The following is a 21,098-nucleotide window of genomic DNA, read 5'->3' on the forward strand; positions in this document are numbered from 1 at the left end:
ACGGACAGGGGTGCTCGTCGGACGGGGCGGCGGTCGGGCGGGGCGGTCGCCGGCGACGACGGTGCCGGTGCCCGCCGAGCTGCCGGCCCGTCACATGTCCACCGTCGCGCCTTGGCCCTCCGACAGGCAGACCGGGTCGTACGGGGGTAATGACAGGGCCCCCCACCTCGCCGCCGCCCGGGTCACAGCGGTGTGAGACTGGGGCCATGGCATCCCAACACCCCACCGGCAGCAGCGAGGGGGCGGAGCTGGGCCGCTTCCTGCGCGCCCGCCGCACCCGGACCAGCCCCCGGCAGGCCGGCCTCACCGTGGGCCCCGGCCTGCGCCGGACCCCGGGGCTGCGGCGCGAGGAACTGGCCACCCTCGCCGGGATCAGCGTCGACTACTACGTACGAATGGAGCGCGGCAAGGAGACCCGTCCCAGCCCCGCCGTCCTCGACGCGCTCGCCCGCGCCCTGCGCCTGGACGACCAGGAACACCAGCACCTGCGGGAGCTCGCCGCCCGGGCCGCCCGGTACGCGCCCGAACCGCCGCCCGCCCCGAGCCGCACCGTGCGCCCGCACCTGAGGCTGCTGCTGGAGACGCTGCGCCCCTACCCCGCCTACGTCATCAGCCGCAGCATGGACGTACTCGCCTGGAACCCAGGCGGCCTCGCCCTGTACGCGGGTCTGGAGGACTGGCCGGCCGGGCACCGCAACCTCGCTCGCTACCTGTTCCTCCACCCCGCGGCCCGTGAGCTGTTCACCGACTGGGAGCGGCAGGTCACCGGCTGCGTCGCCCGTCTGCGCGCCGTCGCCGGCACCGCCCCCGACGCCCCCGACCTGACCAACCTCGTCGGTGAACTCCTGCTCAAGAGCGCCGACTTCGCCCGGCTCTGGGAACGCTACGAGGTCACCGGCCGCAAGCCCGCGCAGAAGACGTTCCACCACCCCCGCGTCGGAACCGTCACCCTCACCTGCCAGCCCATGCACCTGGAAGGCAGCCCCGGGCAGCGCGTCTGCGTCTACACCGCCGAACCCGGCACCCCCGACCACGACGCCCTGCTCCTGCTCGACACGACCGTGCCCGCGGGCGCCCACGGCGAGCGGCTTCCGCACGCGTCGGCCTGACCCCGACGGAACCGGCCGGGTGCCGAGCACGCCGACAGTGACCGGCCGCGGCTCGCCCTCAGTGGACCATCGGTGTCGCTCCCGGGCCGGCGGGCAGACACACCCGGCCGCCGTGCGGGCAGGGCACGATCCGGTCCGCGAGGCCGAGCCGGCCGGCCTCGGCCAGGAACGCGGACAGGGGTGAGCGCATCACCGTGTAGTCCTCGTAATGCACCGGCAGGACGGCGTGGGGGCGAAGACGCCGGACCAGTTCGGCGCCCTGCGCGCCGTTCATGGTGACCAGGAAGCCGCCCGGCAGACGCGTGCCGCCCAGATGGAGGACGGCCAGGTCGGCGGCCGGGAAGCGGCGGCCGATCTCCTCCAGGCCGTCGTAGAGGAGCGTGTCGCCGGAGACGTACAGCCGCAGCCGGACCGGCCCGCCCACGGCACCGAACTCGATCATGCTGCCCATCACGGGCGGCAGCAGCCCGCGCAGCACCGGATCCCCGGCGTGCCGGCCGGGCAGCGCCGTGACCGTGGCCCGTACCCCTCCCCGCTCGAGGGTGAGCGCCTGCCAGGTCCGCAGTCCCGCCGTCCGCCGGAAGCCGTGCAGCACCTTCAGGCGGCGCGCGGCATGGGGAGTGCTGAGGACCGGAACCGTACGGTCCAGGGACCGCCGGGCCCTGCGGTCCCAGTGATCGCCGTGCAGATGGGAGAGCACGATCCCGTCGAGCAGGGGCAGGTCCTCCGGGGCGAGGGCGGGCTCCGTCAGACGCCGGCTCAGCAGGCCGTAGCCGAGATGGGCGTACTCGCCGCGGTGCAGGAAGTTCGGGTCGGTGAGCAGGGTCACCGGGCCGTACCGCAGCAGTACCGTGGCATTGCCGATGAACCGCAGGTCGAGCGTGTCGTCGGTGAACCCGTCCGGGACGGCCATGGCGTCACCCGCTCCTTCCGGCCGAGCCGCCGGCGCACAGGCCCCGGCCGCCCGCTCGCTCAGTGTCCGTACGCCTCGTGGCGGGGGAGCGGTCCCGCGTCAGCCCGCCGGCCCGGCCGCCCGGCCGCGTGCCGCTGCCCGGGGCCGGGGCCGGAGCGGGCCGCCAGGGCATCGGCGACGGCGCCGGTCGCGAAGGCGTAGACGGCCTTGTGCAACAGGTCCACCAGCAGCTCCGCGCGCGGCCAGGTCTGCGGCGGGGCACCGACCCCGGTGGCGTTCTCCAGGATCTGGTCGTTGGTCAGCCTCACCACGGTGAACTGCGTCGACGCCAGCGGCCCGCGCAGCCCGGCATGCGCCATCACCGACCGCACCACGCCCAGCAGCGCGCCCTGCCCGTAGTGCATGACCCGGTTCACCGCCCGCGGTTCCGGCCGCTCGGGCATGCCCGTCAGCCGCTCCAGCGTGCGCGCCGGAACGTACGAGCTCGGCCGGCCGGTCAGGCGCTGCTCGGCCTTCTCGCCCAGGGTCATCACCACGACCCCGGCCGCACCGGCCAGGAGCCCCTGCCACAGCGCACGTTTCATCATGCCGTCCGCGTACCCCCGCACCGGGCGCCCTACCGCGCCCTCGACGGGGCCGGCACCTGTGCGGGGGCCACCCGGCTCACGGCGACCGGTGGCCCATGCTTCCCGACGAAGCGTCCCACCCCCCGCGAACAGCGACGTCCGGGACGAGACGGCTTCACCGCCCCCACCGCGCCCGCCCGGCCCTCGTAGGAACCTACAAGGCATCGGTCTCGCTGTGCCCACGTTTCATGTTTTCGGCGCCTGGCTGATTCCTCCGGCCCGCTGTGTACTGCTCTGACAAGCCCGAACGGCGAAGAAGGGGGAAGGCCTTGTCGAAGACGCCGCCCGGCCGGCACTTCGCGCGTCGACGCGCGGTCACGTCCGCCGCCGCCCCGCCGGGATCCACGGCGAGCGCGCCGCCGCCGGACCCGTCACCGGCCGCGACGGCCGCTTCACCGCCCGCACCGGCTTGCCGCCCGCCGTCGGCGAACCCGGCGTGACGCGCCGACGTCCACCAGGCCCGCCGGGACCGCCGCCGGCGATGCCCACGGGCCCGGGCCCCACCCGCACCCGGTCACCCCGGAGCACCTCGGCCGCGTCCGACCGGACCCCTGTTCGTGCGGGTGCCGCCGCCTCCCCGAAGGTACCCGCACTCCATCCCACGGCATTCGACAAGGAGCAACCGTGACCGTGAACACCGCGACCATCGTGCAGAACGAGCAGGAATGGATGCAGCAGGCCATCGCCGTCGCCACCGACAGCGCGAACAGCGGCGGCGGCCCCTTCGGCGCCCTGATCGTCAAGGACGGCGTGGTCGTCGCGACCGCACACAACCAGGTCACGGCGACGAACGACCCGTCCGCGCACGCCGAGGTCAACGCGATCCGCGCCGCCTGCCGGGAACTGGGCACCTTCATCCTCGAAGGCTGCACCCTGATCACCTCGTGCGAGCCGTGCCCGATGTGCCTGTCCACCGCCCTGTGGGCGCGCCTGGACCGGCTCGTGTACTGCGCCGACCGCAATGACGCCGCGGTGGCCGGCTTCGACGACCGCAAGTTCTACGACCTGTTCGAGAAGCGGCCCACCGAGGCGTGGCCCCTTCAGGTCGCCCATCTGGACCTGCCCGAGCGCACCGCGCCGTTCGACGCCTGGATCGCGAAGTCCGACCGCATCGACTACTGACCCGACGGAAAAGGAACCTCCGCGCCGGGTGAATAACCGGGGGCCGGCCTCTTGAATTCCGTGGCCCCAGCCACTATTTTGCGGTATACGTCGAACCATAAGCGCCGAAAGGAGGCGATCAGCGGATGTATGCCAGCTCTGATCTCGGTCGCCTCGCTCGCCGCACGGCCTGGGTTCCGGGTCGCATCGCACACGGCTGCTGACCACGCCGTCCCGGTGTGCCCGTTCGTGGCACGTCCCGAGTATTCCTTCATGACATCCCGGCACGTCGTTATCACGTGTCGTTTTGCGCCCGCTGCTCTCACGTGGCGCGTCTGAGCACAGAAAGCTGCCTGAAATTGGCGAACATGATGAATCGATCGATCGCGCACCGGAATGAAGGCCTGTCATGGTAGCGGCGCGTATCACGGTCAACGGGAAAGAGACCCCCATTTCGCCGGCCGCGCCCCACACCACGGTGCTGGATTTCCTGCGCGAGCGCGGCCTCACCGGCACCAAGGAAGGCTGCGCCGAGGGTGAGTGCGGCGCCTGTTCGGTCCTGGTGGCCCGTCCCGGGGTGAACAAGCCCACCGACTGGGTGGCGGTCAACGCCTGCCTGGTCCCGGTCGCGGCGCTCGACGGCCAGGAGGTCGTCACCGCCGAGGGCCTCGCCACCGCCGGCGAACCCGGCAAGCCGTCCACCCTGCACCCCGTGCAGGAGGAGATGGCGGTCCGCGGCGGCTCCCAGTGCGGCTACTGCACACCGGGGTTCGTCTGCAGCATGGCCGCCGAGTACTACCGGCCCGATCGCTGCGCGCACGCGGACCCGGCCGGCCACGCCGACGCCGAGCACGGCCCGAACGGGTTCGACCTGCACGCGCTGAGCGGAAACCTGTGCCGCTGCACCGGCTACCGCCCGATCCGCGACGCCGCGTTCGCCGTCGGTACGCCCACCGAGGAGGACCCGCTGGCGCAGCGCCGCGAGCAGGACCCGCCCGCGCCGGTCGCCACCGAATACACCCGCGACGACAGCGCGTTCGTGCGCAAGAGTACCCTGGAGGAGACGCTCCGGCTGCTGCGCGAGCGGCCCGGCGCCGTGGTGGTCGCCGGCTCCACCGACTGGGGCGTGGAGGTGAACATCCGCTCCCGCCGCGCGGACTGCGTGGTCGCCATCGACCGGCTGCCCGAACTGCGGGAACTGCGCGTGGAATCCGACGCCATCGAGATCGGTGCGGCGCTGACGCTCACCGAGATCGAACGCCGCCTCGACGGCGAGGTCCCGCTGCTGGCCGAGCTGTTCCCGCAGTTCGCCTCCCGGCTCATCCGCAACAGCGCGACCCTCGGCGGCAACCTCGGTACCGGCTCGCCCATCGGTGACAGCCCGCCGGTGCTGCTCGCGCTGGAGGCGTCGCTGGTGCTCGCCGACGCCGACGGCGAGCGCGAGGTTCCGCTGGCGGAGTACTTCACCGGCTACCGGCAGAGCGTGCGCCGTCCCGGCGAGCTGATCCGCGCCGTGCGCGTCCCGCTGCCGCTGTCCCCGGTCGTGGCCTTCCACAAGATCGCCAAGCGGCGCTTCGACGACATCTCCAGCGTGGCGGCCGCCTTCGCGCTCGACATCGAGGACGGGATCGTCCGCAAGGCACGCATCGGGCTGGGCGGCGTGGCCGCCACCCCGATCCGCGCCCTCGCCACCGAGGAGGCCCTGGCGGGCAAGCCCTGGACGGCGGAGACGGTCGAGGCCGCGGCCCGGGTGCTGCGGGCCGAGGGCACCCCGATGAGCGACCACCGCGCCAGCGCCGACTACCGCTCCGCGATGCTCGGCCAGAGCCTGCTCAAGCTGTACGCTGGAACGACCGAGGCGGTGTCGTCATGAGTCATCTGTCCGAACGCCCCGAGAATCCCGTCGTCGGCGTGCCGATGCCACACGAGAGCGCCGCCCTGCACGTCACCGGCACCGCGCTCTACACCGACGACCTGGTCTGGCGCACCAAGGACGTGCTGCACGCCTACCCGGTCCAGGTCATGAAGGCCCACGGCAGGATCACCGCCCTGCGCACCGGGCCCGCGCTCGCCGTGCCCGGCGTGGTGCGCGTGCTGACCGGTGCCGACGTGCCCGGTGTCAACGACGCGGGGATGAAGCACGACGAACCGCTGTTCCCCGACGAGGTCATGTTCCACGGCCACGCGGTCGCCTGGGTGCTCGGCGAGACCCTGGAGGCGGCCCGGCTCGGTGCGGCGGCCGTCGAGGTGGAGCTGGAGGAGCTGCCCTCCCTGATCACCCTTCAGGACGCGATGGCGGCCGGCAGCTACCACGGCGCCCAGCCCCTGATGGAGACCGGTGACATCGACGCCGGCTTCGCCGACTCCGCGCATGTGTTCACCGGCGAGTTCCAGTTCTCCGGTCAGGAACACTTCTACCTGGAGACGCACGCGGCGCTGGCCCAGATCGACGAGAACGGGCAGGTGTTCATCCAGAGCAGCACCCAGCACCCCTCGGAGACCCAGGAGATCGTCTCGCACGTGCTCGGCGTGCCCGCCCACGAGGTGACCGTGCAGTGCCTGCGGATGGGCGGCGGCTTCGGCGGCAAGGAGATGCAGCCCCACGGGTTCGCGGCCGTCGCCGCGCTCGGCGCCAAGCTGACCGGCCGGCCGGTGCGGTTCCGGCTCAACCGGACGCAGGACCTGACCATGTCCGGCAAGCGGCACGGCTTCCACGCCAAGTGGAAGATCGGCTTCGACGCGGAGGGCCGCATCCAGGCCCTGGACGCCACCCTCGTCGCGGACGGCGGCTGGAGCCTGGACCTGTCCGAGCCGGTGCTGGCCCGCGCGCTGTGCCATATCGACAACACCTACTGGATCCCCAACGCGCGCGTCGCCGGCCGTATCGCCAAGACCAACACGGTCTCCAACACCGCCTTCCGCGGCTTCGGCGGACCGCAGGGCATGCTGGTGATCGAGGACATCCTCGGCCGCTGCGCACCCCGGCTCGGCCTGGACCCCATGGAGCTGCGCGAGCGCAACTTCTACCGGCCGGGCCAGGGCCAGACGACGCCGTACGGACAGCCGGTCACACAGGCCGAACGGATCGCCACCGTCTGGCAGCAGGTCAAGGACGGCGCGGGCATCGCCGACCGCAAGCGGGAGATCGCCGCCTTCAACGCCGCGCACCCGCACACCAAGCGGGCGCTCGCGCTCACCGGCATCAAGTTCGGCATCTCGTTCAACCTCACCGCCTTCAACCAGGGCGGCGCGCTCGTGCTGATCTACAAGGACGGGTCGGTCCTGATCAACCACGGCGGCACCGAGATGGGCCAGGGTCTGCACACCAAGATGATGCAGGTGGCCGCGACCACCCTGGGCATCCCGCTGCACAAGGTGCGGCTGGCCCCGACGCGTACCGACAAGGTGCCCAACACCTCGGCCACCGCGGCGAGTTCGGGGGCCGACCTCAACGGCGGGGCGATCAAGAACGCCTGCGAGCAGCTGCGCGAGCGACTGCTGCGGGTGGCCGCCGGCCGGCTGGGCGGCAACGCCTCGGACGTGCGCATCGTCGGCGGCGTCGCGCGTCTGCTGGGCAGCGACGAGGAACTGGCCTGGGACGACCTGGTGCGCACGGCGTACTTCCAGCGGGTCCAGCTGTCGGCGGCCGGTTTCTACCGGACCGAGGGGCTGCACTGGGACGCCAAGACGTTCAGGGGCTCGCCGTTCAAGTACTTCGCCCATGGCGCCGCCGCGACCGAGGTGGAGGTGGACGGCTTCACCGGCGCGTACCGCATCCGCCGGGTGGACATCGTGCACGATGTCGGCGACAGCCTGTCCCCGCTGATCGACATCGGCCAGGTCGAGGGCGGCTTCGTGCAGGGCGCGGGCTGGCTGACGCTCGAGGACCTGCGCTGGGACACCGGCGACGGGCCGCACCGCGGCCGGCTGCTGACCCAGGCCGCCAGCACCTACAAGCTGCCGAGCTTCTCGGAGATGCCCGAGGAGTTCAACGTCACGCTGCTGGAGAACGCCACCGAGGAGGGCGCGGTCTACGGCTCCAAGGCGGTGGGCGAGCCGCCGCTGATGCTGGCGTTCTCGGTACGGGAGGCGCTGCGGCAGGCCGCCGCCGCGTTCGGACCCGGCGGGGCGAGTGTCGAGCTGGCCTCGCCCGCGACCCCCGAGGCGGTGTACTGGGCGATCCAGGCGGCTCGCCAGGGCGGTGCCTCCCGAAACGGTCGGGCCCGCGACGGGTTCGCCGTCGACGGCCACGCCGGGAACGGGCAGGTCCCGAACGGGCAGACCGGGAACGGCCGGGCCGCCGACGGCCGGGACCGGACCGGCGCGGAAGCGCTGCACGGTGCCTGACATGACGTGGGTCGCCGCGGTCGCACGGTTGCGAGCACGCCGGGAGCCCGGCGTGCTGGTGACCGTCGCGACCGTGCGCGGCCACGCCCCCCGCGACGCCGGTGCGAAACTCGTCGTGGGGCGGACCGGGACGTGGGGCTCGATCGGCGGCGGCAATGTCGAGGCCGTCGCGATCGACCGGGCCCGGGAGATGATCGCCGCCTCCGAGCGGAAGCCGGAGCTGATCGATTTCGCCCTCAACGACAAGGTGACCAACCAGCATGGCGTGCAGTGCTGCGGCGGCACGGTCTCGGTGCTGCTCGAACCCCTGCCGGTGGTGAGGGCGGTGGCCGTCTTCGGCGTCGGGCACGTCGGGCTGGAACTGGCGCGGATCCTGGCCCGCCAGGACCTCGACCTCCATCTGATCGACAGCCGTGCCGACATCCTCACCGAGGAGCGGCTCGGCGTGCTCGCGGACGCGGTGGCGCAGGTGCACGTGCATCACACGCCACTGCTGCCCGAGGAGGTGCTGGAGGAGCTGCCGCGCGGCACCCACGTCCTGATCATGACCCATGATCACGCCGAGGACGCCGCGCTGTGCGACGCCGCCCTGCGCACCTCCCACCTCGGCTCCGTCGGGCTGATCGGGTCGGCGGCCAAGTGGGCTCGGTTCCGTAAACGCCTGGCCACCGAGGGCGGTCACGAGGAGGCCGCCATCGACCGGATCAAGACCCCGATCGGGCTGGACGGCATCACCGGCAAGGAACCGGCGACCATCGCCGTGAGCGTCGCCGCCGATCTGCTGCGCACCTTCGAGGCCGAGGGTGACGACTGACTCCCCCACGGGACGGACGGGGCTGCCCCGCGCTGGTGCGGGAGCACGGCGCGGGGCAGCCTCGTGTCACAGGTCGGCGGCGTCCACCACGTCGCCCAGGTCGACGAACTTGAAGCCGGTCGCCGTACGGGTGCCGCCCTGGCCGTCGGGGACCTCGGGGGTGTCGTGGCCGTCCTGGACGACCAGCAGACCGTTCGGGTAGCGGCTGCCCAGCGGGGCGTTCAGGACGGCGGCGCCGTCGCACTCCTCCGACCCGTCGAGCGTCGCGGAGGCCGCGCCGACACGGAAGCCGCCCTCGTACTCGTTGTCCTCGCTCACCTCCCGGTCGAACAGGGCGAAGGTGTTGTCGCCCTGGCTGGAGGCGAAGAGATAGCCGTCCCCGTCGGATTCCTGGAACAGGGTCAGGCCCTCGACGTCCGCCGTCAGGTGCTCGCCGCCGAAACCGGGATCGGCGCCGGCCACGCACTCCTCGGTGGCCTCGTCGTAGACGCCGGGGACGCCGTACTCGCGGACCTTGTCCACCAGGACCGGCCGGTCGGTCAGGTCGGCGCGCAGCCGCCAGATGCCGACGTCCTCCTGGCCGGCGTACAGGGTGCCGGTGGCCGGGTCCACCACCATGCCCTCGACCTGGGGGAGTTCACCGGGCTCGGCGCAGGGCGACCAGGTGGTGCCGTCGGGCAGCCGGAACGACGCCGGGAGGTCGAGGGTGCGGACCTTGCGGTAACCGACGGTGCCGCGTGTGGTCGGGGTCAGCTCCAGCAGGGCGAGCCGGGTCCGCTCCCGCTGGCTGACCAGGGCGTAAGAGCGGCCGGTGGCCTTGTCCCGCCAGGTGGCCAGGCCGTACGCGGTGCGCTGGTCGTTGATCTCGGCCTGGTCGGAGGAGAAGACCGGGGCGGCGGCCGGGTCGGTGACGTCGGTCAGCGGCGCGCTCGGCTTGGACGGGTCGATGCGGTAGATCCGCAGCCGGTCGCTGCCCCGGTCGCTGACCACGGCCACGTCGGTCCGGCCGGCGGAGGTGCTCAGACCGGTGACGAGGTCGACGTTGTTGAAGCGGCCCGGGGCGTCGTCCTCGGCCGGCGGACGCGGCGCGGGCAGCGACTGCACCAGCCGGGCGTCCAGGCCGTACACGCGCAGGCCGCCCTTCTTCGCCGTCGCTATGACGAGGCTGCGGTCGGGGTCGGCCGCGTTGCGCCAGATCGCGGGGTCGTCCGCGTCGGAGTCGCCGCCCGCCTCGTCGTCGTAGAGGGCGGGGGTCTCGCTGGTCGGGGTGACCGTCGGCAGGCCCTGGTCGTCGGCCCCGGCGGGGGCGGCGGTCAGGAGGGCGAGCAGGGTGGCACCCAGGGCGAGGGTGGCGGCTTTGCGCGGAGTGCGATGCGTTCTCACAAGCGCTTCCTTGGTCGGTGTCACGGACATGCCGATCTTGGAGGGAGAACTTTGCCTTCAGGGAACCATGAGCTGGACAGCTGGTCACGGACAAGTCGACCGCACGCCAACTGTCGTTCATCACACAACAGGACGACTGCCTGAAGCACTTACTGTCAGGCAGACGTCCTGTTCGCGGCCGGGGCGGACGGCTCACCGGCCGCGGGCCCGCCACCCTTGTACGGCGCCGGGCTCAGCGGCGGCCGCGCAGCTTCCGCACCAGGTCCCGCGCCTGGGCACGGCGGCGCGGATCGGCGGCGGTCCGGCGTACCTGCTCGATCGTCCGCCGGCCCTGCGGACTCCGCGCGAACTGCTTGATGCGTTCGACAACTCCGGCCATGACGCTCCTCCCGTCGTCGTGCCCTGCTTCTTCCGAGGCACTGGTCGGATGACCGGATACCCGGTGACCGGCGGTCCACCCTTTTCCGGCCGGGGTTCCACCCGGTGGAGGGTGCCTTTCGCCAGGCCCTGTCGTCGGAGGTCGGTGTGCGCCACCGTCGTCGCGACCGCCCGTCCGGCGGACGGTGCGCCACAGGCGGCCGGGATCGCGCCGTGGCCGGGGGCCGACGCGTAGGCGTAGGCCGGCCGCGGACTGTGGCGCCGTGTCGAGCCGGCCGGTGCATCCGGCCGGCCGCTCCGCGGCGAGGCGCTCGAAGAGGACAGCAGGAGAGGGCCTCGGCGGCCGGGACGTCGGTAAAGCCGTCCGTCGCCTCGCGCTCGCGGCACAGGGCCGGGGTACGGCGGGGCTGGCGCGAGTGCGTCCGCCGCGCGGCCCGGCCGCAGCAGGGGCGGAGCGAGATCGGCCAGGGCGCCGGCCGGATTCCGGCGGCCGGCGCCGGAACCGCCGGCCACGGCCGCCTCTACAGGGCCGCGGCCGCCTCGTGCAGGGCTGCCGCCGCCACGTGCGGGGCCGCGGCCTCCTCGTCGGTGACCGCGCAGCTCGCCCGGCGTCCCCGCTTGCTCTTCGCCCCGGGCGAGGACGAGCAGGCACCGGGCGAGGGGGTCGCTGCCTGCCCGGCGCGCGCCGCGGGGCGCGCGCCGGTGGGCCCGGGAGCGTGGTCTAGCAGGCCCCGAGGTCTTCCCAGACACCCCACTGGCCGGTGGTGCCGGGCTTGTCGCCCGTGACCCACCACTTGGCGCGCCAGGTGTGGCCGCCGTAGGAGACGGTGTCGCCGCCGTTGTAGACGTGCCCGGCGTCCCAGGCCGGCGCGGCGCAGGTGTCCCCACCGCCGCCGCTGCCACCGTCGTTGCCGCCGCCGATGTTGACGTCGACGCAGGAGTAGAAGGCGTTGGCGGTGTCCGAGATGTTCCAGACGGCGAGCACCTTCTGCCGGCCGGTGAAGCCGGCGAAGTTCACCTGCTGGCTGACGTCCGCGGCCGGCTGCTGGTTACGGCCGTCGAACTCGGCGATCTTCTGGCCGCCGATGAAGTACTGCCAGTTGGCGGTGGCGTGCCGGGCGGTGTTGTGCCACGTGAACGTCGCCGTCGTGCCGACCGGCGTGGCCTTCCAGGCTTTGCTGTCGTTGTCGAGCTCGGCGTACTCCGCGTGTCCGCCACTGCAGCTCTGCAGGCCCTTCGGCCCCTCGACGCTCTGCGGTTCGTACTTGATCTGGCCGCAGTCGACGGTGCCTTCGGCACACTGCTGCTGCCGGCTCGTGGGCAGGGTGACCCAGCCGTGGGCGCCGGCCGTGCTCGCCGGGAGGCTGACGGCGATCACCGGGGCCACCAGCGCGCCGATCGCGAGAGCCGCTCGTCTCTTTGTGTTCATGCCGTGCCACTTCCTTCGGTGTGTGCCGGGACCGTCGCCTGTGAGGCCCGGGCTCGCCGGTCGTGCGGAACGAGTCGAGGCGCGGGCCGAAAGGTCTGGACCTATCGCCTGTTAGGTCTAGACCATAGCCGCCGACCGGATGCGGTCAAGAGGCTGGACAAGGTGAACTGTTCGTCCTGGGGCCAGGTGGCCGGATCGTCTGTTGACCCGGGTGGCTGGGCCGGGGTTGGCTCGGCTCGGACCGTAGGGCAGCAGGGGGTTCTCGTCCGGTCGCGCCGTCCGCGTTCCGGCGGCGGTGGCCGGCTCGGGCGGGGCAGGGGAGGACACATGAGATTCCGGGGACCGGCCGTCCTGCCGGTGGTGGTGCTGGCGTGCGCGGCGGGCGCGCTTCCGGCGGCGGCCGTACCGCAAGCGCGCGGCGGGGGGCCGGTGGTGGTGAGTACGGCGGCGGACGGCACCCCGGCCGACGGGGACTCGTCAGGCGCCGTGCTCAGCGGGAACGGCCGCTTCGTCGCGTTCCTCTCGGATGCCGGCAATCTGGTGCCGGGCGACACCAACGGCCTCGCCGACGTCTTCGTGAAGGACCTGCGCACGGGGGCCGTGGACCGGGTCGACGTCGCCGGCGACGGCAGCCAGGCCGACGCCCCCGCCTCGCACGTCTCGGTGAGCGCGGACGGACGCTACGTCGCGTTCGACTCCTACGCCGGCAACCTCGCCCCCGGGGACATGCCCGGTGCCTGGGACGTCTTCGTGCACGACCGCGCCACCGGCCGCACCGAGGTCGTCGTGGCCAACCCGGGCGGGATCCCCGGGAACAGCTACGACCCGGTGATCAGCGCGAACGGCCGCTACGTGGCGTACGCCTCCTACCGCGACGACCTGGTGCCGCAGGACACCAACAGCGGAATCGACGTGTTCGTGCACGACCGGGTGAGGGGCACCACGAGGCTGGTCAGCGTCTTCACCGATCACCTCCAGGGAACCAGCACCTCCCTGGCGCCCTCGATCAGCGCGGACGGCACCCGGATCGGGTTCCGCAGGATGTGGTACCCGCCGCGCGGGGTGGCCGCGCGCGAGCCGAGGGCGCCGAGGCCCTGGTGGTTCTACGTCCACGACACCCGCACCGGGAAGACCGTGCCCGCCGCCGTCGACCGCGACGGCGGCACCCTCGGCATGCCGGCGTCGCCCACGACGGGCCTCAGCCCGGACGGGCGCTACGCGGTGTTCTCCTCCCCGTCGGCCGACGTGGTGGACGGCGACACCAACGACGCCGCCGATGTGTTCGTCCGTGACCTGGCCGCCGGTACCACCCGGCGCGTGAGCACCGCCGCCGACGGCACGCAGGCGCAGGGCGGTTCGGGGCGGGGCCTGCTCGGTGCGGGCGGGCGGCGGGCGTTCTTCGTCTCCGCCGCGGACAACCTCGTGCCCGGCGACACCAACGGCGCCTCCGACGTGTTCGCGAAGGACCTGCGCACAGGTGCGGTACGGCGGCTGGACGTGGCCGCGGACGGCACCGAGAGCACCACCGGGACGTACGAGGTGACCGCGGACACCACCGGCCGCACCGTCGCCTTCCCCCACGACGACGGCCTGGTTCCGGGCGACGCCAACGGCCACCGGGACATCCTCGTCGTGCGTACGCGCTGACGGCGGATCAGGTGGAGGAGGCGGACCTGGTCAGCGCAGGCCCGGGCTCTCGACGGTTGCCTCTGCCGGCGACTTGCGGGTGAGGTCCGGGACCTCGCAGTCGGCCGCGGCGTAGCCGATGGGGAAGAGGACGTAGGGCCGTTCGTTGCGGGGCCGCTCGCAGATCTCGGTGAGGAAGCCCATCGGGTTGGGTGTGTGCGTCAGCGTGCTCAGCCCCATCGCGTGCAGGGCGGCGATGAAGAATCCGCAGGCGATGCCCACGCTCTCGTTCACGTAGTAGTTCTTGCGCAGCGAACCGTCCGGCATCGCGGTGCTCTTCTCGGCGAAGCAGACGACGATCCACGGCACGACGTCGAGGTAGCTCTTGTCCGAGTCCGTCTCCAGGCGCGCGAGCGCGGCGCGCCACTCGGGCGGGATCCGCCCGCCCTCGTAATTGACCCGTTCCTCCTCCTCGGCGGCGACCCGGATACGGTGCTTGGTCCCGGCGTCACCGATCACGGCGAACTTCCAGGGCTGGAGGTGCGCCCCGGACGGGGCGGTGTTCGCCGCGGCGATGGCGAGGTCGACACACGCACGGGGCACCGGCTCGTCGCTGAAGAACCGCACGCTGCGCCGGCGTTCGAGGAACGACACGAAGTCCTTCCCCCGCCGGACCGTCTCGGCCTCGTCGTACCGGTCGGGCCGGTAAGGGATGAACGGGTGGGTGTGCTGCCTCACGACTGCTCCTCGTGGACGGGGAGCCACAGCGTGGGCCACCGGCGGACGGATACGCAACGGACCCTTCTCTCCCTTGCTAATCTGACAAAAAACGAGGCGTGAAGGTGTCTTTGGGGTCGCAGATCGGCAGGTGCGGTGGCACGACAGGGACTCGACAGGCTCGACGGCCGGATGCTGCGCCTGCTCCGGGAACGCCCGCGTGCGGGCCTGCTGGAGATCGCCCGTCAACTCGGCGTCGCGCGCGGCACGTTGCAGGCGCGGCTCGACCGGCTGGCCGGTTCGGGCGTGGTGACCGGCTACGGTCCGGACGTGGACGTCGCCGCCCTCGGCCACGTGGTCGAGGCGTTCACCACGTTCGAAGTGGACCAGCCGGCCCGTGAGGCGATCGCCGCGCGTCTGCGGGCCGTGCCGCAGATCCTCGAGGCCCACATCGTGACGGGCCCCGGCGACATCTGGTGCCGCATCGCGGGTACGAGCAATCAGCACGTACAACAGGTGATCGACCACGTCCTCGAGGTGCCCGGTGTCCGCCGCAGCACGACGGTCATCGCACTGAGCGCGGTCATCCCTTACCGGGTCCAGCCCTTGGTCGACGAGTTGGCCGGTCTGACGAGGAAGCCGGACGCACGCCACTGATCACGCCGCCCACCACCCCTGCCACCCGGGTCCGCGGCGCGCCCCACGCATCGCCTGACCCGTGGCTGAAGGTTCCCGGCAAGGTCCGCCCAAGGGCGTGCCCGGCAAGGACAAGGTGATCAAGAGCTACCGGGCCGGCTCCGGCAACGGCAGCAAGGACGAGTGCGCCCCGATGCGCGGCTGGCTGCCCAACGGCTCCTGCAAGGTGCTCGGGCACGAGAAGCACAAGAAGGGCGGCAGGAGCGGCATCAACGGCTACGCCATCCACGTCCAGGACGGGTCTGCAAGAACGGCCGGGCCAAGCGGACCGAGTTGTTCATCCACAGCGAGATGAAGCCCGACAGCGAGATGAAGCCCGACGGCCGGCAGGGACCCAAGCTGCCCGGCCAGGACAGCCCGTACCGCTGGGACGGAGCGGGGGACCACTACTCCCTGGCCTGCGTCAAGATCACGCCCGCCCACATCCGGGACCTGTTCCCTACGGCCGACCGGTAGGGCTGGCCGAAGCAGCTCGAGGTCGTCAGCTGACCCGTCGGCCGGTCCCCGTCCCGGCACGTCTGCCACGTGCCGGGACACGAAGATGTCAGGACAGGGCGAGGACGCAGAACTCGTGGCCCTCCGGGTCGGTGAGACAGGTCCACGGGACATCGCCCTGACCGAGGTCCAGATCGGTGGCGCCGAGAGCCCGCAGCCGGGTCACCTCCGCCGCTTCGTCGTCACCGGGGTACGGCAGCAGATCGAGATGGACGCGGTCCGGCACGGTCTTGACGTCGGGCGTGCGGAGAAACACGAGATGGGGTCCTGAGCCCCGGGCAGAGCGCAACACCGCCTGCTCGTCGGTCACTTCGTGCGGGACCCAGTCCATCGCCTCACCCCAGAACCGGGCCATCGCCCGCGGATCCGCGCAGTCGACCACCACCCTGGCGATCGGCCCGGTGTCCCGGTACGTCTCCCGGGGCTCCAGCACGCAGAACTCGTTCCCCTCCGGGTCGGCGAGGACGGTCCACGGTACGGGGCCCTGACCCACCTGGGCGGGCTTCGCGCCGAGAGCCCGCAGGCGCGCGACCAGCTCCGCCTGATGGGCCGTCGAGGTGGTGGCGAGATCGAGGTGCACACGGTTCTTCGTCGCCGTCTTGGGTTCCGGGACGGGAACGACATCGACGCAGACGGCCACCGGGTGCGGCCAGACGAGGCCGCCGGCGGGTCCCACACAGGTGGTCACGCCGGGGCGGTAGGCGGTCCAGCCGAGCGCCTCCGCCCAGAACCGGCCGACCGCCGAGCTGTCGAGAGCCTTGATGTTCACCTGAACCGGCCGCAGTGCCATGCCGACGATCCTACGCGTCCGCACCGGTTCCGGGTCCGCTTGTCGGGATACGACAATTCCTCGCCTTCGAATCGGTCGACTCCTTCTCTGATCCGACCTGTTGAAGCTGGCATGATCGTCGTGAGGCAAGAAAGGTGCTGTGTAGCATCCGCACAATTCAAGGAGGCTTGTGTGACCCGAAACGATTGTGTGCTGGTGACGGGCGTGGGGGCGATGACGCCGCTGGGAGCCGATGCGCCGTCGTCGTGGTCGGGACTGCTGGACGGTAAGTCGGGGGTGCGGTTCCTGGACGAGGAGTGGGCCGCGGACCTGCCCGTGCACGTGGCCGCCGGGCTCACGGTGGACCCCGCCTCCCTGCTGCCGAGGACCGAGGCCAGGAAGCTGGACCGGGGTGAGCAGATGGCCCTCCTCAGCGCGCGCGAAGCCTGGCAGGACGCCGGTGCCCCGCAGGCCGAACCGGAACGGGTCGCCGTCGTCATCGGCACGGGGACCGGCGGTGTCCTCACCACCCTCGGACAGGACGACGTCTTCGAACGCGCCGGGATCCGCCGGCTGTCCCCGTTCGCCGTCCCCATGCTGATGCCCAACGGACCGGCTGCCTGGGTGAGCATGGACCTGGGCGCGAAGGGCGGCGCCAGGACTCCGGTGAGCGCCTGCGCGTCCGGGGCGGAGGCCCTCGCCCTGGGACAGGATCTGATCCGGGGCGGGCGGGCCGACGTGGTCGTCGCCGGAGGCGTGGAGGCATGCCTGCACCCCTTCACCCTCGCGGCGTTCGCCCAGATGAAGGCCCTGTCGACGCGGTCGGCGGACCCGGAGGCCGTGTCCCGCCCGTTCGATGCCGGGCGGTCCGGGTTCGTCATGGGCGAGGGCGCGGGCATGATGGTGCTCGAACGCGCCGACTTCGCATGGGCCCGTGGAGCACGCGCCTACGGCACCCTGGCCGGCAGCGCCGTGGGTTCGAGCGCCGACCACATCACGGCATCCGACCCGCGAGGCCAGGCCCGCGCCATGGAACTGGCGCTGCGCGACGCCGGCCTGACCCCGGCGGACATCGGGGTCGTACACGCCCACGCCACCTCCACGGAGTCCGGTGACCTGGCGGAGGCCGAGGCGATCGGCCGGGTGATCGGCAGCCATGCCGCGGTCACGGCGACCAAGTCGATGACCGGTCACATGCTGGGCGCGTCCGGCACGATCGGCGCCATGGCCGCTCTGCTCGCGCTCGAGTACGGCACGCTGCCGGCCACGCGCAACCTCGACGCGCTCGACCCGCGCGTGGAACTGGACGTGGTGCGCGGTGAGCCGCGTACCGGTCGGTGGTCCGCCGCGCTCGCCAACGCGTTCGGGTTCGGCGGCCACAACGTCAGTCTGGTCTTCACCAAATGACGAGCGGAACATGACCGTCATGAGGGAGGCGGTGTTTCGGACGGCCGGTTCTTCGGCGGCAGCGGTCGCAAGTCCCGTGTCCGGCGGGCGCTTTCGCCCCGCCCGCCCCGCCCGTCGCGCACCGTTGCAGAGCAACACTGCGGCAACGGAGCACGCGTCGGGCTCCTGACCGGCCAGGACGGCGGCACGAGCGGCGGCAACGTGCCTGCAACAGGCGATTGGCGCCGCCCCGATTCCGGGTCGTGGACCGCAACACCCCCGGCTTCGTCCATCCTGGTCCCACCGTCCGCGACAGGCCGGACGGGGGAGGGCATATCCCGTCGTACAGCGGCGGGTTGCATGAATGGAGCGCGCGGTGGACCGTCCGCTGCTGTCACCGAGATCAGCCCTGGTACTTCTGCTGGCCCTGCTCACCGGAGCGACGGCGAGCGGGTTGACGGCCGTCGCCGGGGAAGGGGCGGCCCGCGGTCTGCTCGCGGGCCTCGCCGCCACGGGACTGGCCGTGCCGTTCTTCAACCGCCTCATCGCCGCCGAGGACAGCACCCCCCAGCCCCCGGCCTCCGCCGGCGCCGGCCCGGCCGAGAGGGACGGCAATGGGTGAACTGCGACCCCTCGGGGAGGACTTGCACGAGGCATCCCGGGCCTTGGCCGAGGCGCTGCGCGAGCTGTTCGAGAGCCTTGATGTGTCCGTCCGCCGGTACGCGGCCCGCCGCCGGCTCGATCCGGGCACGGTCTCGCGCTACCTCAACGGCACCCGGTTACCGCCCTGGCAGGTCATCAGCGACCTTTTCACCGACGTCGCCGAGCACCGCGGCACCGCGGTCACCACCGAGGCCATCGAGTTGGTGCGGGGCCTGTACGGATCGGCCGTGGACGCCGCCTCGTCGCCCAAGCACGCGGTGGAGATCCTGGAACAGCAACTGGCCGACGCCGACCATGTGTCCCGGCGGTCCAGCGTCCGCGGGGACGTCCTCGGCGACGCGCTGCTGGACCGGACACAGCGCATCGCCGACCTGGAGACCCGGCTCAACCAGCTCGAGGTGGACCGCATCGCCGAGCGGAGACGAGCGGACGAGTTCGCCAAGGCACACCCGGACGTCTACGGCCTCATCCAGGAACGCAACGCGCTCCAGCACGAAGTCGAACGGCTCGGCGCGGCCCTGAAGGAGGCACAGGCGCAACGCGCCGCGGCGGAGGACCGCTGCGATCTCCTCGAACGCCAGCTGGACGCCGTGGAGCAGGCCACGACGGCCGTACTGCCGACGGGACGGCAAGGCATGCCCAAGATCCTCGTCGTGGACGATCAGCCGGACAACCTGCTGGCCATGACCGCCGTACTGGCAACGCTCGAGCAGGAACTCGTCACCGTCTCCTCCGGCCGGGAGGCCCTCAAGGCCCTGCTGGACCACGACGACTTCGCCGTCATCATCATGGACGTGCAGATGCCGGAGATGGACGGCTACGAGACCTGCGCCCACATCAAACGCCGCCCGAGGACACGCGACGTGCCCATCATCTTCCTGACGGCGATGGGCACGGGATCCGAGCACTCCGCCCGTGGATACGCGGCCGGCGCCGTCGACTACATCAGCAAGCCCTTCGACCCGTGGGCCCTGCGCGCCAAGGTCGCCGTGTTCACCTCCATCTACCTGGAGCGGCACGGCCAGTAGACGGCTTGCCGACGGCGTGGCGGTCACTCACCCGGATGAAGTGGAGGAGCGGAATTCGGACTTGGCGAAGGGACGGCCGTACACGTGCGGCGTGGAGCCCTTAGGGTGAAGGCGCCGACGGGTTCCCCGGAGGCGTTGTCGATCGGGACACCGGCCGGGGCCTGACGCGCTGACGCGGCCGGGTCCGCGCAGCCTGCTTCAGGGGGTCGAGGTGCGACGAGCCATCGTGATGGGCGGGAGTTTCGCCGGGCTGCTGGCGGCTCGCGTGCTGGCCGACCATGCGGAGGAAGTGGTCGTGGTCGACCCCGACGGCGCGGACGGCTCGGGACAAGGGGCGCCGCACAGACGGCAGTTGCACGCGCTGTTGTCGATGGGCCATGCGCAGCTCGACCGCTGGCTGCCCGGCATCACCGAGGAACTCGTGGCCGGCGGCGCCCAGGTGGGAAGAGGCCCGCAAGTGCAGTACTACGTCGACGGAGTACTGAAGGCCTGCCTGCCGGACAACACGCTGCTGGGCGCCACCAGGCCGTTCCTCGAGGAGCGGGTGCGCCGGCGCGTTCTGGCCCTGCCCCAGGTCACCGTGGTGACCGCGCAGGTCCGGGACCTGATCTTCGACGGCGCACGTGTCCGCGGCGTCCGTGTGCTGCCCGCCCGGGACACCGCGCGGCCCGACGACCTCGCCGACCTGAACGGTGACCTGGTGGTCGACGCCATGGGCCGCTCCAGCCGGCTGGGCACCTGGCTGGCCGGGCACGGGTGGGACAGCCCGCCCATGGAGCGGATGAAGGTGGATCTCGGCTACGCCACCGCCACGTTCGACCGCGGGGACGAACTTCCCGGCACCGTGGTCGCCCACGCGACGCCGGGCCCCGCCAACGGTTACGAGCAGCGCCTCAGCGAGCCCGGCGCCCTCGTGGCGGTCGAGGGAAACCGGTGGTCCGTGGTGCTGGTCGGATACGGCGACTACCGGCCCGGACGGGACCCCGAGGCATTCCTGCGACGCATGCGCCGGTGTGTCGCCCCGCTGCGCGAAGTGGCCGACCGCTGCCGGTGGGACGGAGACGTCGAGACGTTCCACTTCCCCGAGAGCCGACGGCGCGACTTCACCCGCCTCGGGCGTTTCCCCGGGGGCCTCGTCGCCGTCGGCGACGCCGTCGCCTCCGTCAACCCCGTCTACGGCCAAGGGCTCACCCTCGCCACGCTCGCCGCCTCGTCACTGTCGGCGCATCTGCGCTCGGGGGCCTCTCCGCAGGCGCCGGCCTGGGACTACTTCCGGCGGCTCGGCGTCGTCGTGGACGCGGCATGGAAGGTCTCCGCGGTCGCCGATCTCGCCCAGCCGCACGTGACGGGCCCGTACCCGCCGGGCTACCGGCTGCTCCGATGGGTCGGTGACAAGGTCGTGGAGGCCTCCGTGATCGACCGAGCCGTCAACGAGGAGTTCATGGCCGTGGTGAACATGCGCAAGCACCCGCGCGCTCTCACGAGCCCTCGCCTTCTCCTCCGTACGGCGCGGGTCCTGACCGGTACCCACTGATCGTTCCGGCGCGAGGGCGCCGGCCCTCCGGCCGGACCTGCTAGAACCCGCCGGCGGGCGAACCCGTACGCTCCCGGCCCGGTC

20 protein-coding genes are annotated in these 21,098 nt (G+C 72.2%); 13 read left to right on the forward strand and 7 right to left on the reverse strand.

Annotated features, from left to right (window positions below):
• The first annotated feature begins 206 nt into the window (after positions 1–206).
• Positions 207–1,109 carry a helix-turn-helix transcriptional regulator gene (locus tag HB370_RS39020; RefSeq protein WP_030785713.1) on the forward strand — a complete coding sequence of 301 codons (903 nt, stop codon included), beginning with the start codon at positions 207–209 and terminating at the stop codon, positions 1,107–1,109.
• A gap of 58 nt (positions 1,110–1,167) precedes the next feature.
• Here the strand turns inward: HB370_RS39020 and HB370_RS39025 are convergent, their stop codons facing one another.
• Together HB370_RS39025 and HB370_RS39030 are read right to left on the reverse strand one after the other, a co-directional pair.
• Positions 1,168–2,022, reverse strand: coding sequence for an MBL fold metallo-hydrolase (locus HB370_RS39025; RefSeq protein ID WP_030785711.1), 855 nt, complete (start codon positions 2,020–2,022; stop codon positions 1,168–1,170).
• Positions 2,023–2,081: 59 nt separating this feature from the next.
• Positions 2,082–2,609: a hypothetical protein gene (locus HB370_RS39030; protein ID WP_030785709.1), complete on the reverse strand. Its 528-nt coding sequence runs from the start codon at positions 2,607–2,609 to the stop codon at positions 2,082–2,084.
• A gap of 663 nt (positions 2,610–3,272) precedes the next feature.
• Here HB370_RS39030 and HB370_RS39035 point away from each other — a divergent pair.
• The 4 genes from HB370_RS39035 to xdhC all read left to right on the forward strand — a co-directional run bounded on the left by HB370_RS39035 (position 3,273) and on the right by xdhC (position 8,910).
• Positions 3,273–3,770 carry a nucleoside deaminase gene (locus HB370_RS39035; protein ID WP_030785706.1) on the forward strand — a complete coding sequence of 166 codons (498 nt, stop codon included), beginning with the start codon at positions 3,273–3,275 and terminating at the stop codon, positions 3,768–3,770.
• A 388-nt stretch (positions 3,771–4,158) separates the two neighbouring features.
• On the forward strand, positions 4,159–5,622 hold the full coding sequence (locus HB370_RS39040; RefSeq protein WP_030785703.1) for an FAD binding domain-containing protein: 1,464 nt from the start codon (positions 4,159–4,161) through the stop codon (positions 5,620–5,622).
• On the forward strand, positions 5,619–8,096 hold the full coding sequence (xdhB, locus tag HB370_RS39045) for a xanthine dehydrogenase molybdopterin binding subunit (protein ID WP_030785701.1): 2,478 nt from the start codon (positions 5,619–5,621) through the stop codon (positions 8,094–8,096). The genes HB370_RS39040 and xdhB overlap by 4 nt, the downstream gene beginning before the upstream one ends.
• A 1-nt stretch (position 8,097) precedes the next feature.
• Entirely contained in the window at positions 8,098–8,910 is an 813-nt protein-coding gene (xdhC, locus tag HB370_RS39050; protein WP_030785700.1) for a xanthine dehydrogenase accessory protein XdhC, read from the forward strand.
• A 66-nt stretch (positions 8,911–8,976) separates the two neighbouring features.
• Here xdhC and HB370_RS39055 read toward each other — a convergent pair whose 3' ends face one another.
• The 3 genes from HB370_RS39055 to HB370_RS39065 all read right to left on the reverse strand — a co-directional run bounded on the left by HB370_RS39055 (position 8,977) and on the right by HB370_RS39065 (position 12,100).
• The gene (locus HB370_RS39055) at positions 8,977–10,293 is read right to left on the reverse strand and encodes a phytase (protein WP_030785697.1); all 1,317 of its coding nucleotides are present in this window, start codon (positions 10,291–10,293) and stop codon (positions 8,977–8,979) included.
• Between the two features lie 232 nt (positions 10,294–10,525).
• Positions 10,526–10,672: a hypothetical protein gene (locus tag HB370_RS39060; protein WP_167345745.1), complete on the reverse strand. Its 147-nt coding sequence runs from the start codon at positions 10,670–10,672 to the stop codon at positions 10,526–10,528.
• 720 nt (positions 10,673–11,392) lie between these two features.
• Positions 11,393–12,100, reverse strand: coding sequence for a lytic polysaccharide monooxygenase (locus HB370_RS39065; protein WP_030785694.1), 708 nt, complete (start codon positions 12,098–12,100; stop codon positions 11,393–11,395).
• A gap of 327 nt (positions 12,101–12,427) precedes the next feature.
• On the opposite strand from HB370_RS39065, the gene HB370_RS39070 reads away from it, so the two are divergent.
• On the forward strand, positions 12,428–13,747 hold the full coding sequence (locus HB370_RS39070; protein ID WP_051815809.1) for a PD40 domain-containing protein: 1,320 nt from the start codon (positions 12,428–12,430) through the stop codon (positions 13,745–13,747).
• Between the two features lie 30 nt (positions 13,748–13,777).
• On the opposite strand, the gene HB370_RS39075 is transcribed toward HB370_RS39070, so the two are convergent.
• A complete protein-coding gene (locus HB370_RS39075; RefSeq protein ID WP_030785689.1) occupies positions 13,778–14,464 on the reverse strand; it encodes a nitroreductase family protein in 687 nt (228 codons plus the stop codon).
• Between the two features lie 135 nt (positions 14,465–14,599).
• On the opposite strand from HB370_RS39075, the gene HB370_RS39080 reads away from it, so the two are divergent.
• The 3 genes from HB370_RS39080 to HB370_RS39090 all read left to right on the forward strand — a co-directional run bounded on the left by HB370_RS39080 (position 14,600) and on the right by HB370_RS39090 (position 15,595).
• Positions 14,600–15,100, forward strand: a complete 501-nt coding sequence (locus tag HB370_RS39080) for an Lrp/AsnC family transcriptional regulator (protein WP_030785686.1) — start codon at positions 14,600–14,602, stop codon at positions 15,098–15,100.
• 61 nt (positions 15,101–15,161) lie between these two features.
• On the forward strand, positions 15,162–15,434 hold the full coding sequence (locus HB370_RS39085; RefSeq protein WP_157855587.1) for a hypothetical protein: 273 nt from the start codon (positions 15,162–15,164) through the stop codon (positions 15,432–15,434).
• A complete protein-coding gene (locus HB370_RS39090) occupies positions 15,431–15,595 on the forward strand; it encodes a hypothetical protein (protein ID WP_157855586.1) in 165 nt (54 codons plus the stop codon). Before HB370_RS39085 ends, HB370_RS39090 begins: the two co-directional genes overlap by 4 nt.
• 88 nt (positions 15,596–15,683) lie before the next feature.
• Here HB370_RS39090 and HB370_RS39095 read toward each other — a convergent pair whose 3' ends face one another.
• Positions 15,684–16,424 (reverse strand): VOC family protein, encoded by a 741-nt coding sequence (locus tag HB370_RS39095; RefSeq protein WP_030785684.1) that lies wholly within the window; start codon positions 16,422–16,424, stop codon positions 15,684–15,686.
• A gap of 171 nt (positions 16,425–16,595) precedes the next feature.
• Here HB370_RS39095 and HB370_RS39100 point away from each other — a divergent pair, with 171 nt between their 5' ends.
• From HB370_RS39100 to HB370_RS39115, 4 genes are all read left to right on the forward strand, one after another.
• Entirely contained in the window at positions 16,596–17,810 is a 1,215-nt protein-coding gene (locus HB370_RS39100; protein WP_030785681.1) for a beta-ketoacyl-[acyl-carrier-protein] synthase family protein, read from the forward strand.
• Positions 17,811–18,165: 355 nt separating this feature from the next.
• Positions 18,166–18,411, forward strand: a complete 246-nt coding sequence (locus HB370_RS39105; RefSeq protein WP_030785678.1) for a hypothetical protein — start codon at positions 18,166–18,168, stop codon at positions 18,409–18,411.
• Entirely contained in the window at positions 18,404–19,480 is a 1,077-nt protein-coding gene (locus HB370_RS39110; RefSeq protein WP_030785675.1) for a response regulator, read from the forward strand. Before HB370_RS39105 ends, HB370_RS39110 begins: the two co-directional genes overlap by 8 nt.
• 211 nt (positions 19,481–19,691) lie before the next feature.
• Positions 19,692–21,014, forward strand: coding sequence for a hypothetical protein (locus HB370_RS39115; RefSeq protein ID WP_030785671.1), 1,323 nt, complete (start codon positions 19,692–19,694; stop codon positions 21,012–21,014).
• Positions 21,015–21,098 lie beyond the last annotated feature (84 nt).

The sequence above is a fragment of the Streptomyces sp. DSM 40868 genome, from assembly GCF_011820545.1.
Lineage (GTDB): Bacteria > Actinomycetota > Actinomycetes > Streptomycetales > Streptomycetaceae > Streptomyces > Streptomyces eurythermus.

Bases quoted from the DNA above. Each gene is read 5' to 3' on its own strand.
- HB370_RS39020 (WP_030785713.1), top strand. From the start codon at position 207: ATGGCATCCCAACACCCCACCGGCAGCAGCGAGGGGGCGGAGCTGGGC.
- HB370_RS39025 (WP_030785711.1), bottom strand. From the start codon at position 2,022: ATGGCCGTCCCGGACGGGTTCACCGACGACACGCTCGACCTGCGGTTC.
- HB370_RS39030 (WP_030785709.1), bottom strand. From the start codon at position 2,609: ATGATGAAACGTGCGCTGTGGCAGGGGCTCCTGGCCGGTGCGGCCGGG.
- HB370_RS39040 (WP_030785703.1), top strand. From the start codon at position 4,159: ATGGTAGCGGCGCGTATCACGGTCAACGGGAAAGAGACCCCCATTTCG.
- xdhB (WP_030785701.1), top strand. From the start codon at position 5,619: ATGAGTCATCTGTCCGAACGCCCCGAGAATCCCGTCGTCGGCGTGCCG.
- xdhC (WP_030785700.1), top strand. From the start codon at position 8,098: ATGACGTGGGTCGCCGCGGTCGCACGGTTGCGAGCACGCCGGGAGCCC.
- HB370_RS39060 (WP_167345745.1), bottom strand. From the start codon at position 10,672: ATGGCCGGAGTTGTCGAACGCATCAAGCAGTTCGCGCGGAGTCCGCAG.
- HB370_RS39065 (WP_030785694.1), bottom strand. From the start codon at position 12,100: ATGAACACAAAGAGACGAGCGGCTCTCGCGATCGGCGCGCTGGTGGCC.
- HB370_RS39070 (WP_051815809.1), top strand. From the start codon at position 12,428: ATGAGATTCCGGGGACCGGCCGTCCTGCCGGTGGTGGTGCTGGCGTGC.
- HB370_RS39090 (WP_157855586.1), top strand. From the start codon at position 15,431: ATGAAGCCCGACAGCGAGATGAAGCCCGACGGCCGGCAGGGACCCAAG.
- HB370_RS39095 (WP_030785684.1), bottom strand. From the start codon at position 16,424: ATGGCACTGCGGCCGGTTCAGGTGAACATCAAGGCTCTCGACAGCTCG.
- HB370_RS39110 (WP_030785675.1), top strand. From the start codon at position 18,404: ATGGGTGAACTGCGACCCCTCGGGGAGGACTTGCACGAGGCATCCCGG.